The 14,869-nt window shown below is 31.4% G+C and carries 16 protein-coding genes and 2 tRNA genes; 9 read left to right on the forward strand and 9 right to left on the reverse strand.

What is annotated here, in order from left to right:
- Positions 1–511: 511 nt before the first annotated feature.
- Positions 512–889, forward strand: a complete 378-nt coding sequence (locus tag VLB80_01545; GenBank protein HSC24886.1) for a hypothetical protein — start codon at positions 512–514, stop codon at positions 887–889.
- Positions 890–1,012: 123 nt separating this feature from the next.
- Complete coding sequence (locus tag VLB80_01550) at positions 1,013–1,387, forward strand: hypothetical protein (protein ID HSC24887.1); 375 nt, start codon at positions 1,013–1,015, stop codon at positions 1,385–1,387.
- Positions 1,388–1,393: 6 nt separating this feature from the next.
- Here the strand turns inward: VLB80_01550 and chrA are convergent, their stop codons facing one another.
- Positions 1,394–2,617, reverse strand: a complete 1,224-nt coding sequence (chrA, locus tag VLB80_01555) for a chromate efflux transporter (GenBank protein ID HSC24888.1) — start codon at positions 2,615–2,617, stop codon at positions 1,394–1,396.
- 21 nt (positions 2,618–2,638) lie between these two features.
- Complete coding sequence (locus tag VLB80_01560) at positions 2,639–3,592, reverse strand: DUF1259 domain-containing protein (protein ID HSC24889.1); 954 nt, start codon at positions 3,590–3,592, stop codon at positions 2,639–2,641.
- Positions 3,593–3,783: 191 nt separating this feature from the next.
- On the opposite strand from VLB80_01560, the gene VLB80_01565 reads away from it, so the two are divergent.
- The 6 genes from VLB80_01565 (at position 3,784) to VLB80_01590 (ending at position 7,063) form a co-directional block, all read left to right on the forward strand.
- Positions 3,784–3,990 carry a hypothetical protein gene (locus VLB80_01565; protein ID HSC24890.1) on the forward strand — a complete coding sequence of 69 codons (207 nt, stop codon included), beginning with the start codon at positions 3,784–3,786 and terminating at the stop codon, positions 3,988–3,990.
- A 42-nt stretch (positions 3,991–4,032) separates the two neighbouring features.
- On the forward strand, positions 4,033–4,239 hold the full coding sequence (locus VLB80_01570) for a hypothetical protein (protein ID HSC24891.1): 207 nt from the start codon (positions 4,033–4,035) through the stop codon (positions 4,237–4,239).
- Positions 4,176–4,739 carry an IS982 family transposase gene (locus tag VLB80_01575; protein HSC24892.1) on the forward strand — a complete coding sequence of 188 codons (564 nt, stop codon included), beginning with the start codon at positions 4,176–4,178 and terminating at the stop codon, positions 4,737–4,739. Before VLB80_01570 ends, VLB80_01575 begins: the two co-directional genes overlap by 64 nt.
- 143 nt (positions 4,740–4,882) lie before the next feature.
- Complete coding sequence (locus tag VLB80_01580; protein HSC24893.1) at positions 4,883–5,302, forward strand: histidine phosphatase family protein; 420 nt, start codon at positions 4,883–4,885, stop codon at positions 5,300–5,302.
- Between the two features lie 261 nt (positions 5,303–5,563).
- Positions 5,564–5,716 (forward strand): hypothetical protein, encoded by a 153-nt coding sequence (locus VLB80_01585; GenBank protein HSC24894.1) that lies wholly within the window; start codon positions 5,564–5,566, stop codon positions 5,714–5,716.
- Between the two features lie 1,002 nt (positions 5,717–6,718).
- Complete coding sequence (locus tag VLB80_01590; protein ID HSC24895.1) at positions 6,719–7,063, forward strand: hypothetical protein; 345 nt, start codon at positions 6,719–6,721, stop codon at positions 7,061–7,063.
- A 44-nt stretch (positions 7,064–7,107) separates the two neighbouring features.
- Here VLB80_01590 and VLB80_01595 read toward each other — a convergent pair whose 3' ends face one another.
- The 4 genes from VLB80_01595 to mgtE all read right to left on the reverse strand — a co-directional run bounded on the left by VLB80_01595 (position 7,108) and on the right by mgtE (position 9,219).
- Entirely contained in the window at positions 7,108–7,359 is a 252-nt protein-coding gene (locus VLB80_01595; protein HSC24896.1) for a hypothetical protein, read from the reverse strand.
- A 144-nt stretch (positions 7,360–7,503) separates the two neighbouring features.
- Positions 7,504–7,581: transfer RNA gene (locus tag VLB80_01600), tRNA-Glu, on the reverse strand.
- Between the two features lie 108 nt (positions 7,582–7,689).
- Positions 7,690–7,765: transfer RNA gene (locus VLB80_01605), tRNA-Lys, on the reverse strand.
- A 98-nt stretch (positions 7,766–7,863) separates the two neighbouring features.
- Complete coding sequence (gene mgtE / locus VLB80_01610; GenBank protein ID HSC24897.1) at positions 7,864–9,219, reverse strand: magnesium transporter; 1,356 nt, start codon at positions 9,217–9,219, stop codon at positions 7,864–7,866.
- A 179-nt stretch (positions 9,220–9,398) separates the two neighbouring features.
- Between mgtE and VLB80_01615 the strand changes: the two genes are divergently transcribed.
- Positions 9,399–10,394, forward strand: coding sequence for an RluA family pseudouridine synthase (locus VLB80_01615; GenBank protein HSC24898.1), 996 nt, complete (start codon positions 9,399–9,401; stop codon positions 10,392–10,394).
- Between the two features lie 114 nt (positions 10,395–10,508).
- Here VLB80_01615 and VLB80_01620 read toward each other — a convergent pair whose 3' ends face one another.
- The 3 genes from VLB80_01620 to VLB80_01630 all read right to left on the reverse strand — a co-directional run bounded on the left by VLB80_01620 (position 10,509) and on the right by VLB80_01630 (position 14,778).
- Entirely contained in the window at positions 10,509–11,246 is a 738-nt protein-coding gene (locus VLB80_01620; GenBank protein ID HSC24899.1) for a phospholipase D-like domain-containing protein, read from the reverse strand.
- A gap of 140 nt (positions 11,247–11,386) precedes the next feature.
- On the reverse strand, positions 11,387–11,956 hold the full coding sequence (locus VLB80_01625; protein ID HSC24900.1) for a hypothetical protein: 570 nt from the start codon (positions 11,954–11,956) through the stop codon (positions 11,387–11,389).
- Between the two features lie 116 nt (positions 11,957–12,072).
- Positions 12,073–14,778: a translocation/assembly module TamB domain-containing protein gene (locus VLB80_01630; protein ID HSC24901.1), complete on the reverse strand. Its 2,706-nt coding sequence runs from the start codon at positions 14,776–14,778 to the stop codon at positions 12,073–12,075.
- Between the last annotated feature and the right edge of the window lie 91 nt (positions 14,779–14,869).

Consider the following 14,869-nt stretch of genomic DNA (forward strand, 5'->3'; position numbering starts at 1 on the left):
TGAATTAGAACTCGAAATAGCTGCAATTAAAAAAACATATGATCGCACAAAAAATGGCTTTACCGGAATTACTGATATTAAAGTTACAATGGAATATAAACATATTTTAGGCATGGAATTAGACCTCAGCAAAAAGGGAAAATTAGCTATTGATGGTTTTCATCATGATTAAAAAAATACTATAGAAAAAAGCGGTATTATCGATTTTACTAATAAAATTTTTAATGAATATAAATGCTATAAAGTTAAAATATTTGATAAAGAAAATTATGTTAAAGTAGTTACTTTTTCCCAGCTCACTGGTCACGTAGAGAGGTAATTGAGAAGATACATGAAACATATAGCAGTTTCATTAAAATTGGCATTATTCCTGAGCTAAGCAGTGATAGTAAATATATTATTAGTGGATTAACTCATGAAGGTTTAGAAATTGAAATGTGTTTCACTATAAATGGCGAAATGAAAACAGCACATCCTCGAGCAAATGGATCGTTTATATTAGGAGATTTAAATGAGATTCGTTAAATTAATCAGCTCATCTCATGGAGGTTATTTTTGCAAAAATGCATCTAATACAGAAATGACTATTTTAGGACGTTTTTTAACCAGCGACATTGGAAACGGGTCTTCAGGATTTAAAAAATGGGGGCTTACTAATAGCTGGGGCGATGCATGTAGTGGTAATCTTACTGCATTGGAAAAAGATAAGGATTATATACTACTTACTGACTTGTATTCAGAAGAAAAAACTCCAACAGAATTAAAAATGACTTTGCAACAATTTGTACAAATACTTACTGATTGGGAAGAACAAGTCCTAAAATTAAAAACCAAAGAAGTTATTATTCGATATAAAAATGATCAATTTGTTATTGAAACAAAGGATTGAATAGTGTATTGAATTATTTGAGTGGGACGTTCAATTATCAAAACAAGGAATACAACAAGTAGGATGGATGACTTGTGATAATAGTCATCTTAATGTTAATTTAGATGGAAGGGTAACGCATAAATGAAATTAAAATCTTGCCTAATAATTCGGTGTATCGCTCTCAACACTATAAATAAACAAGAATACCTCTATAAATTGAAAATTTATATTAAAGAACATTTTCCTCATGCAACTATTAATCTAACTATAAATGAACCTTATTGGAAAGAACCTGAATCTGATGAAATCATCCATCAGCTTTTCAATGATGAATTCATTACCGTAACTGAATTTATTAAATATCTACTTTTATCTTGGCATCAAAAAAAAATCAATTATGAAGAAGATGCTGTATGGAGCAAATTATGTCACCCTGAAGAAACTTTTCTAATGCCTGAAATCGAATGGGTTCAAATATATACATGGAAAAAAGATGAAGAGCTTATAATAAATTAAAATAAATTAAGACAACATTACTCCCAACAAACCTCCTATTAAAACAATCCAAATAATTGCATATGTTGATTTATAAAAATATATAAATAATAATGAACAAATAAATATACTGATTGTTAATGGATTTATAAGCACTTGTTTAAGAATATCAAACATATCAGCAGCAATTAATCCAGCAACACCAGCGGTAATTCCATCAAGTAATGTACGTATCGCCCCACTCGTTCCAATTCGATTTAAATACTTATGACCAAATATAGGAATAACCGTTGGCACTAAAAAGGTTCCCAATGTTGCAAATACACCACCCCAAAAACCATAAGCCAAGTAACCTACAAATGTAGTAACTATAATAAATGGCGCTGGAAGAATTCCTGTCAATGCAAGGCCATCAATAAATTGAGATTGCGTAAGCCAATTATTTTTTATAATAGCTTCAGTTTTTATAATGGAAAGAATAGTGTAAACACTTCCAAAAGAAAGACTGCCGCATTTAAATCCAAAAATAAAAGTTGAAACAATTGAAGCTTTTTCAGAAATTATAGTAAAGGGAATATTTTTAAAGTAAAATAAAAAAACTAAACCTACTATAATGCTTACTAATGCAATTATTATCCATATATACTTAATAATAAACTTTACAGTTCTCTTAATGGTTAATCTCAAGGAAATATGAGAACATAATACATAAAATCCACCAGATGCAATGAAAGTAATAATAAAATTCACTTGATACAATTCTGCAAAAAATGCTCCCATTGCAATTAACCACAAAAGAGGACTTATTAAAATCCCATGACCAAGCTGAACGCCTCCTTTACAAATCCAAGCACTTACTGCTGGTTTTATTCCTAATAAAATACTTGTAGCAATAGCTGTAATTCCATATAACTTATATAACCAAGATACAAAAATTGCTAAAATAAAACCGGGTAACATAAACCCAAGACCCGCAAGTAATCCTCCTAAAAATCCTTTTGCTTGCGTACCTAAATGCACACATATCTCATGTGTTTCAGGACCAGGGAATGTTTGATAAACAGCAATAAGTCTATTAAAATATTGAATTGATATTAGTTTCTCTTCATATACCATTTCTTTTTCTATAAGGGCAAGTTGTGCAATTGGACCTCCCCATGCAAGTAACCCATAACGCAAAAATCGAATAAATAATTTAATATATGATTTTTCGATAAATACTTCGCCACTATGTGATACAATATTTTTCATAGGATTTTTTCACCTATTATTTTAATGATTACAATGAATACAACTCTCATCATCTTTTAACATGTCGGTCTGATCTAAAACATTTTTGATCCCATATGCCAACTCAATAACAGCCCCTTGTGCCCAAAAATGTAAAAATATCATACGCGGTTTTTCATTAATCATATGATTATGTATCGCTACTACTTGTATATTAGCATTTCTCAATGCTTTAAGTACTGGTTGTAGTTCATGTTCTAATAGGGCAAAATCACCAATAATAATAGCATTGTCATTAGTTCCACCAAAGGCAATCCATGTATTTATTCCCATATTTTTACCGATTTTGCAATTGCATCCTGCTTTTATATGTCTTCCAATAACAATTTTAAACATGCCTTCTTTAACAACACCTTTAACAGAAATAATTCTTTCAAGCGGTTCGCCATCTATTGCGTTAATTGTAGGCAAAGGAATTTTAACCCTTTGGTTCACATTGTTAATAGTGCTCAAAATAGCATATATTCCTTTAGCAACATTTTGAACGGTACCTTCTGCTTCTAAATGCATAAAATATATTTTGGGGTTATCATATATAAAATGATTATGAAGTGCTGTTATTTGAATACTATTATCAAGAGCAGCACTCATAGTTGGATTGATTTCATCTTCTAAAAGTACCACATCTCCCATAGCCATAAGCTCAATATTTTGCCCAGTTCCTTTTTGAAAAGCTATCCATGATGATAATCCCATGAAAGGGTGTAATGGCCAATTATCAATAGTGACTTTAATATCATTGCGTGGAAAACTCACTTTAAAAACATTTTCTTCTGGAAAAAATTCTGCTTCTGTATCTAATATTTGCTCAATAATTGTTTGCGCATATTGCAATGTATTATTCGGATTAATACTTCTTAATTTTGATTGCTTTATTATTACAAAAATTATTACTATAAATACAAATATCACTAAACCATATAACAATTTGCGCATATTTTTTCCATAGAATTTGGCAAAAAAAATAATTTTATTAACTTAAATTTAAAGAAGCCTATCGATTTTATTATTATAAAATCAATCATTCTAAACAAAAAAATTAAAACTTGCTTTTTTTTATATTTATATATTATTACTTGAACAAGTAATAATATATAAATATTTATCTTAATGTAAGGATATTTATTATGTCACATAATGAAAAAGTAGATAAATGCAGATATGATGCTATTAAATTACATTATAAATTAAGCAAGATTTTAAAGTTTATTGAACATCATGCTGAAGAGGATGCCAAAGAAGTAAATGATCAAGAATTTCACAAACTTCTTGATAATATTGAAGAACATCTTGAAAAATTTGTTAGTCAACTTGATCAACGCATATGTAAATAACGTGAGTTCGATCTAAGAAGAGCTTTAAAGCTCAGTGAAATTATGACAATTGTTATCTATTATCAACAATCTGGCTATAAAACATTCAAAGATTATTACACAAGAAATAATGAACTAAAATCTGCATTTCCAGGTCTAACAAGTTACAATCGATTTGTAGAATTACAACAAAAAATTGTAACCCCATTAACTCTTTTTTTAAAACTAAGAACTCTTATGGATCAACATATATTGATAGTTTTCCTTTAGCGGTAAGTCATCAAAAAAGAATATCTTCACATAAAACTTTTAATGGATTAGCTGCTAGAGGTAAAACAAGTGTTGGTTGGTTTTATGGATTTAAAGTACATCTTATCATTAATGGTTGGGGAGAAATTCTTGATTTCGTTATTATTCCAGGAAATGTTGTTGATAATAATGAAAATGTTATTAAAAAAATAACCAGCAAGGTTCATGGCAAAATTTATGGTGATAAAGGTTATTTGCTTAATACTGACCTATTTAAAAAACTTTATTCTAAAGTTATTCATATGGTTACAAAAATTAAAAAAAACATGAAAAATAAGTTGATGTCTATTACAGATAAATTTATGTTAAAAAAACGTGGATTAATTGAGTCTGTTGGTGCTGTACTTAAAGAAGATCTTAATATTGAGCATTCCCGATATCGTAGTCCGATATCATTGATTGTAAATATTCTTTCAGCTTTAACTGCGTATGGATTGCGTAAAAAAACCTTCAATTTATAAAGAAAACTCTATGATACTGACTTCTTAAGTCGAACTCACGTTGATTAATCAGGAACAAAAATAATCATCACAACTATTAATAATTAGATGCTATAAAAATATGAAAAAAAATATTCCATTAATTTCTTTTCTTTTTATTCGCCATGGACAGACAGATTGGAATCTTAAAAGAGATGTATCAAGGCTGGACAGATATCCATTTAAATGAAACCGGACATACCAAAGCACGCAATGCAGTATCAATTTTATCAGAAAAAGGCATTTCACGTATCGTGTCTAGTCCACTCATCCGTGCACATAAAACAGCCGAGATTATTAATGACCATCTTCGGGTCTCATTACGGATGATTGATGGACTTAAAGAACGTTCAGTAGGTATCCTAGAAGGAACAATTAAAGACAAATCAATTATTGCAATTGATTGGATTTATAAAGCACCAATAGAAAAAAGCGAACCTGTATACGAATTTAAAACACGTATTGCAAATGCATTACATGAGGTTTTAGATCCTGAGCATACTACTCTTAGCGAATTTGACATCCACTCCGCGACAGCCTCATGAACCAAATACTGACATAAAAAACAACCATTAAGCATGATAGAGACGTCGTTGTTTGCAGAGTTTGATAAAAGACTAACGAAAAGACATTAAAAGATAAAGTTTTAAAAAAGTCTTTTTTCATTCACCTTTTACATAATATATGCTATTGTCTTTGCCAGTAATTACACATCAGGAATTTCAAAAGGAGGTTGCCTATCATATCATAACTACAACGTTCATTTTTTAGTTCATATTTAATGTTTAATTTAATAAGGTTTTCCTATGAAAAAGATTTTAGCTTTATCGTTAGTCGCATCCTCAGCTTCGGGCACTACCGCAGCAGCATCTGTGGGAACTGCTGCAGCTTGTGTTGTAGGCATAGAATCTTTATCAGTAGCTGTTGGAACATTCTTTGGAATGTTACCTACTCCGTAAGGTATAAAATTAAATGAGTTACATTTTTTATCTCAAACAACAAATAAAAATGTATGTAGTAGGTATTTTATCGGCCTTGATCACATATGGGGTTCTCCGATATTTTAGATGCGACAAACCCATAATTTTAACTTCTTATTACATTGGTGCGTTTATTAGGAGGAACGCTTTCACATATTTTTCTTGTTCCTCTATATTTCATATGGTTTAATTCATTAAAAAAGTAAGTTCATTACTACGACTAAGCAATATCCTCTTGAATACTACCCAGGGGAGTATTGCTTAGTCGTAGCAATCAGTAGCTGTTGGAACATTCTTTGAAATGCTACCTACCCCATAAAGTATAAAATTATATGCATTACATAGATTATCTAAAAATATATATAAAGGTTTATGCATGGATGCTTTCAGCAACAATTGTTGTTTATACTATTATGTGTTTTTTTGGATTAATACGGCCAATTCATATACCTATTGGAGCAATTATTGCAAATTTTGCAATCCCTATGTTTCTTGCCCCTTTTTGGCAATGGCGAAACTCGTGCAAGAAATAGTTTCCTTATCAAACAATATCTAGCTGCTCTAAAAGTTAGAGGGATATTAACAAGTCGTAAAAAAAAAGACTAAATTCTTAAGTTCTTATTTAAAAATTCAGAAATTGAGCAAAAACGTCAATTAATCAAACTGTACTGTCGAATCTGAAGATTGTTGGAGAAAAGCTGCATCGGGAGTTACTTTCGCCATTTGATCTGATCGCACTTTCAAGCGATCATAAACTTTGGCATCCCATACAGGACTATTTTTATAACTAATACATAACGATTACATCGAACATTTGAATCGCTTTTGATTAGATTTTATCGTATTTATGTCTCTTTGTAGAGCCATAAATATACTTTTATATGTTCTGATCGCATTTTCTCCATCCCCTTTTGCAATATTTTCAGTTTGTATATATACTGATAATAGAAGTGAATATTTAACCAAAACTGGAGAATTTTCATGAAAACATTACAAAAATATGCAAATATAACCTTATTCTTGATTTCAGCGACTGCAATGATATCTACTCACGCTAACATAGGAGATGATTATTTTGAATTTAAAGAAAGAATGATTCAGCAATCTAACAGACCTGAAATGCTTAAAAAAGCATTTAAAGCGGGGGAAACAATATATCTAGCTGTTGCAACAACAGTATTAATGAGCTGGGCTACAGGTCTTGTAATGCTTTATATAAATACAGAGGCAGTAAGAGGTAGGTGGATTCCTATCATAAAGTATGAATATCTACATAAAAAATGGATTGCTATAAAAACATCCCATTTACCCACAGATGGGAATTAATACACAATTATTTCAATTTTACCTACTAATCTATTGTTATATTTTCAGATAGTATATACTAAGCTTTTTAATTGCCCATTAAAGTTTTCTGAATGATCACCAAGCAATGCAGCAAAATCCAACTGAAGACTAAAATCATGAGGAAATTGCTCCATTCCCAAGATAATAATTTCTAATGCCTTTTCATAATCTCCAGATTCCACTGCTTTAAAAGCAGCTTCACTTATTATTTTTATTTTTTCAGCTGCAATTGCACCAGTTACCGGCAATGAAATTACAAGAGCATGCTCGATCAATATTTCTGATGCCACTAAAGGTGAAGATAGATAAACAAGTATTACAAAAAAAACTTAAAAAAACACATTATAATTTTTTTTATAGGGATAAGCATAAAAATTGAGTATAAAAACATGTCAGACGCAAACTTATAAAAATAAATTTGGCATCCCCAAGGGGATTTGAACCCCTGTTTTCGCCGTGAAAGGGCGATGTCCTAGACCAGGCTAGACGATAGGGACGTATATTTCAATATAAAAAACAATTTATCAAAAACATCTTACATTAACAGATGTTATGCATGCACCATGTTAGTCGTGAAAGTTTAACAAAGGAAGCTGTAGTAAACATGGTGAGCCGCGTTGGACTCGAACCAACGACCCACAGCTTAAAAGGCTGTTGCTCTACCGACTGAGCTAGCGGCCCACTAATTTTTCAGTACATTTCAATTAATTCACTATTAGAAGGTATATTTATAAAGTTGTTTTGTCAAGCAAAATTAACATTTTCTCTAAAAAATGTACTTAGAAAAGCAATAACCTAATACTTGTACAATAAATGAGAATGCCGATGATATCCATAATCGTTGCCAAGAAGGGTCCAGCTGAAAATGCCGGGTCTATATTAAAACGTTTAAGTACAAACGGCATTGCACTACCAAGTGTAACAGATACTAATACAATTATAGCAAGAGTAAAGCTTACCACAAGACTTTCCCAAACAACACCACTAGTTAAATAGACTCTCGTAAACGAGGTTACGCCAAGAATAATGGATAAAAATGAGGCCATCATTAATTCTCGTCGTAAAAATTGCTTAATCGTGGAGCGATCAAACTCTCCTGATGCCATTCCACAAATAGCAACCGCTGAAGTTTGATTGCTGGTATTACCACCAACACTTGTTAACATAGGAACAAAAAACAATAACATTTCAGTCAATGTTGATTCATACATCCGCATGATCGTTGTTGAAACCGACCCAGCCAACAGTAATATTACTAAAATATAACTACGCTCATATAATGACTGAAAAAATGATGTTTCAAAATACGGACGTGTCAAGGGAGTTACTGCTGCCATTTTTTGTACATCTTCTACTGCTTCTTCAACTAAAACATCAACGAGCGTATCGCCTGAAATAACTCCAAGAAAAATATCATCATTACCTATAACAGGAACGGTAGTAACTCCATAATGAACCATTTCTTTTGCAATTTTTTCACGATCTTCATGCGCATTAGCAATTAACTCATTTTTATGCATAAAAGAGGAAATGCGAATACTAGGCTTGTTAAAAACTAGATCTTCCAAATACACAAACCCAATGAGTCGATAATCCTTATTCACTACAAAAATTCGTTGATGGACATCTCTACTTGGCCTCAATCTCTGCATCAAAAAAACACTTTTTTCAACCGTAAAATCTTCCATTAACGTAATAACATCGGTATGCATTACACCAGCAGCCGATTCTGGCTTAAATGTAAGCATTTTTGTTACTTTTTCATAAACACGCTTATTTAAAGACCCAAGATACCGTTTTAGCTCATCATCAGAAAAAATATCAAAAAGATCAGTAAGCTCATCAGTAGAAAGCGTTTGAAAAGCCTCAAATTGCTCCTGATTATCTAAAAACGAAAGTACATAAACTTTTAATTTACTTTGTAATTCATGAAAAAGATCAAGCTGAATTGGCTTTGGTAACGCCTCATACAATGCTTTTATATGATCTTTATGTAAGCTTTTAAACAATTGGGCAATATCAACAGGATGAGTTTTAAGTAATTCATGCCATAACCTATTTCCCTCAGGGCCTCTTTGAGCAATAACATCCTCAATATTATCCTGTATTCCACACAACAAATCTTTTATATCCATGGCTTTCTCCTAACACTTGCAACAGGTATCACATGATTACTAAATTTTTATCAGTCTAGACACTGTTTGAAGTAGATGCAACTACAATTGCCATTTGACTTTAAGACTATTATAGATAAAACTTAAAATAAAGATTTAATTTACTATTCTTTATCAATAGTAACAAAAGAGATCACTGCATGATTAAGTATGGCCATATTGAACCAGAAAACATATTTTCCTTTATTGTACCAAAGGATATCGTGCCATGTCGTATAGATCATTATATAACAAAATTATTTCCTGACTATTCCCGTAGTTATTTACAGCGCATTATAACCGCAGGATGCGTGACTGTTAACGCTATTTCTATTAAAAAATCAAGTACCCTTATTTATGAAACAAATACAATACTAGTACAATTTCCTCCTGAACGCACTATAGAGCCTGCAACTATTATTGATAAAACAATCAATGTATCAATTATTGCAATTACTGATCACTTTATAATGATACATAAACCTGCACACCTATTAGTTCACCCATCTTCAACAAGAAACACTTCTATTACTCTAGTCGATTGGATTCAGTACAATTATAGTGATATTTCATTGATAGGAAACAGTGTTCGACCAGGAATCATTCATCGTCTCGATAAAGAAACATCAGGTATTATGATTATTACACGAACCAATTATGCTCATAATGCCATTGGAGAACTATTTAGAGGCAGGCATATTCAAAAAACATACAAGGCCGTTGTCGCAGGGCATCCAAACAAAGAAGGAACTATAACTCTTGCCATTGGCCGTGATCCGATTAATCGCATTAAAATGGCATCCTTTGATGAAGAAAAAATTGATAATAATGGAAAAATTAATAATATCAAAGTACGCAATGCTAAAACACATTATAAAGTGTTAGAATATTTTGAAAATACAACATTAATTGAGGTTAAACCAACTACGGGACGTACTCATCAAATTCGCGTTCACATGGCGGCAATTGGTCATCCTATAATCGGGGATCAATTATATGGAACATCATCACCTCTCATCAATAGACAAGCATTGCACGCAGAAAGTTTATCATTTTTCTTTAATGAAACTCCTTATTCATTTAGCAGCAAAATTCCCGATGATTTTCAACAATTACTTATTAATTTACGTACACCTTTTATGAAGAAAAATAACTAGATATTTATCCTTGCATTTTTCTTTAATCCGCAGTAGCATTTAAACGAGCTAAGAAGGAATTGTAGTAATGAAGCCCCTTCTTTACTCTTTGATCATTATGATATTTAATGATATTTATTCTAGTTTTTGTCGTGTACAGGGAACACATCGTTCCTTGATCCGTTCAATCTCGCTGTGATATTCTTTAACTGTCTCTTCTTCTCGTATGATAACTATATTGTCAGCATTACTTTTTTGACCAGCTTTGGTATAATTCGCAGAACCACTTATTACCTCATCGTCAAATATTACAAATTTATGATGCATTAATGGCTCTGAAAAACTATTTTTTTTATGCGCTGGATTCAATGACGGCTTAAAATACCATACAGGAACATTATTATTAACAAGGTCTCTAATTTTACTATACGATTTCTTCATATTGCCTGCATCAGTAATAATACAAACATCCACGCCACTTTTATGTACCTCTATAATCTTATTTACAATACGAATATCCGTTAATAAAAAGGCTGCAATATACAAACGATTTTGCGCCATAGATACAGCCTCTAACAAGATAGAAGATATGTCATCTTTTGTAGTAAAAAATGCTTGCGAAATACGTTTTCTATCAATAAGACTTGGTGGTGATGCATTAGAAGATTTTTTCTCCTCAATCGCAACACTTTGTGGCTGTCCTGAAAGTATTTCTCGTGTATCATCAACGATAAAATGCGTTTTTCCAAAATTATTATTTAATACACTAGAAAAGGATCTATTATGAGATGCCGTTTTTTTTGCTACATTGGCAAACCTTGTATTGCCAAATAAATTTCCACCTAATAACAATAGCACTATTAAACGTTTCATATGATTTCCTTAAGGACTACACCGTATACATTTGTATATAGCATATCAAAACCACATTAAAATTGTCAAACTGAAATTGACAAGTTAATCACCGTTCAAAAAATATAGCTGCACTATCTACAAATAGGTTATTGTTATTATTATTTTCGAAGACCAACAATAATACTTTCATGTAATCGACGAACTTCATCTCTTTCTATTTGACGTTTTATTTTATTTTGACTTTTAAGTCCTTTATATGATACCCAATTTTCATCTTTAATATCTTTTATCATACGATGGCAATATGTTCCCCGTGTCAATTCGCATACTATTTTTGATAAACTAAAAAGTTGCTTTATCTCATTAATGGTACTATCTTTACAATCAAAAATTTTTTTTACTTCATCTCGTGTTTTTTTCTGTAAATATTTTTCCAATGATTGTGAAATAACATTCTCAACGCAATTATCAAAAGCAATAATATCTGCATCTGATATACAATTACGCAGCTCAATAATTTCTTTACGTTCAAACCATGTATTATTCGTTATATCTTCTTTTGCAGCTATTGATTCTTGAGCTTGCATAAATATCTCATCAATAACCTTACAACATGCTTCTTTCGTTATTTGTAAACATTTTTCATATTCAGTTAATAATTCATCGGCACTTACTACTAGACATGCACAAATACATACAAAACATAATGCTATAATAGATTTTTTCATATATCTTTTCCTTTTTTTAACTTACCAATTACCATGGATACAATAAATAAATATGTATCATTAACTATCTTTTTTGCAACTATACTATCAACAATATTATTTCTTATAAAAAATATTTAAAATTTCCAACGCATTTCAACTTCACCACCTAAATCTCGACGTTCATCACGAATAGCACGTAATGTTATATCATCAGATAAAAAGAATTCTAATTCAAACTTGGTATCTTCAGTTAAACTAAAGTTTTTTTGAATAATCGCGTGCCACCGATCATCAACAGCAATCTCTAATGCGCCCCGTAAACCACCTCTACCCGTTTGATCAGTAAAACTAGGCACTAAATTAATATTAAATGACCCCAATAAAGGTTTAAAATATTTATCAAAAAATGAAGACTGATTATTACTAAAAATAAAACTTTTTAAATTTTGTACAATAAGAGCTGGCATCATACTATTAAGCGAATTTTCTTCTGCACCTACAAGCAATAACCCAACAATCTGCTCTTCAGAAAGCAATGGTGTTGCGTCTAAGGCAATATGGTGCGTCAACAATGACCCTTCCACTTGAAGTATAACATCATATTTTTTAATTTTATTACGCGCAACAAGCTCAATGGTAGGATCAAATAACTGGCCAGGAAAAAAAGTAATAACCCCCTTAGAAATATAAAGAGGCTTGTACGGAAATTTAAGTATACCTGAATTCAAAATAACTGAACCTACAACCGAAGGATCTTGAGTGTCCTTTTGAATGCGCAGATTAACCTGCGCATTTGTCTGCAAAAAACCAGTATCGACACAAATTGGAGACTCAGTTTCAATACCAAGATCACATTGCAATGATACATGGGGAAACGAAAATACTGAGTGAGTATATGATAATAGTTGATTTTGAATGACACCAGAAAAAAGATTTTCTTTTAGCTGTGCCTTATCAATGATAATATTGCCCACCACGCGCGATGAAGATGACGGTACTTTTGAAAACAAAAGGTTACCAGAAATAATCGCAAAAAGATCTTGTTTAATATTTAATAAACAATGATCCAAGATTATTGGTGCATGAGCAAACACAAGAGATCCATACTTATCGAAAGAAGCGGTAGCACGTAAACAGTTAACATTTCCTGTATGCAATGAAATAGCAAGATTTTCTAATACGGCTAACCCATTAACCATGTCATAAACACAATGAACATTACAGCCGTCAACAAAGTTATATGTTTGCGGCAATCTAATAGTCGCATCATGTAGCGTAATGTCTGCAAAAATTTTTTTTTGACAATACTGCATATCAACATCAATACTTCCTTCAGCCTGTATATCATAGTGCAGTACATCATTAATCAATGACCGTATAAAAGGAAATGATATCGAACCAAGAATATGTTGATTATCATTCATTGATTGTATCATAATTAATTGTTTTTCCTCTTTATCTTTATATGAACATTGATTTACTACAAATTGTGGTAAAATTGTCATATCAACAAAAAACTGACTCTGATCAAGTAACCCCTGTGCAATAAATAGATTATGCGCAAAAGAAAAATTACCCTTTAAACATCGCTGTTCATCGCTTAATGTATTAGTTATAATAGTCTCATAATTACTTGTTATACTACCTTGCTCAGCAATAAAATGTGCAAAAAACTTATGTGGCTTTACTCGCCATTGCGATAATGCATGTGAATAAATTTCTGTAATGTTTTTAACAATAAATTCTCCTTTTTTGGTATGTTCATCCCAGTATCCAACCCCTGTGTATTCTTGGTTATATCGAGTTAAAGCGAGTCGCATTTTCCACTCATTATTATGACGTCCAAAAATGATTTTTCCCGCATCACACATATGATAATTATTAAATTTTACATCTTCAATTACTATCTGCCCATCAACGGTGCATTCTGCACCTCTGCAAATTTTTACCGAACATTGCATTGTGCCATCGACCGCTTGATCTGTAATAGAATTCATACAACAACGCGCCACATAAGGTAAGGGAAAATGAGCATTAATACGCAATTCTCGCTCTGTAATAATAATAGGATCGATAACCAAAGAACTGTATGCATTACGCACCGAAAACCTTCCCCTATCAGATTTCCAGCCTCCGGTAATATAGCAGCCACCCTGATTGGCCATATGTGATAAGACAAATGCTCCTGCCACCTGAGATTCAACATTAAGCTTGTCATCAATATATTCTATAGAAAAAGAAACATCTGTAGTAATGTTTTCAATATAATTTTCTTTATTATATTTTATCTGACCGTCAACAATTGACATCATCGTTTTTATTTGATGACCAATTCTTAATGATGAGCTATTAAAGAATAATGAAATTTCACTGTTATAGGCCTCATCATAGGCATAAAAATGAGAATTTTTAAATATAATTGATTTTAATTCAACAGAAAAAGGAAGTAATGATTTCTGCATCATCGACATAAAATGTGATTCAATAGCAAGATAAAAGTTATCGACACGCGATGTGCACTCAAATTCATTTATTATAACATATTGATCCATGCTTCCTTTGCATAACAACTGAATCCACGAACAAGTAATTTCACATTTTTTACATCGCCATACCCATGCATCAGAATCAACTGATCTCATTTCAACATCATTTAATATTAATGATGGATAAAAAAAATTAATTGATTCTATAGTGCATAAAAAATTAGATCCAAGATAATTCTGAGCAATTTTTTGAAGCAATATTATAATTTTTTTGTGCGTCCATGTATCATATTGTGCAAAAAAAATAACACCAAAAATACCGAGCAGTAGTGCAAAAAATATTTTTTTTACCATATCTTTGTATGTACTATTATAATATCTTATATTCAGCTCAACTGACATTCTTTAATATAGTATCAAAAACAATACTAACCAATCTTATTTT

The organism is Candidatus Babeliales bacterium (assembly GCA_035455925.1).
Taxonomy (GTDB): domain Bacteria; phylum Babelota; class Babeliae; order Babelales; family Vermiphilaceae; genus SOIL31.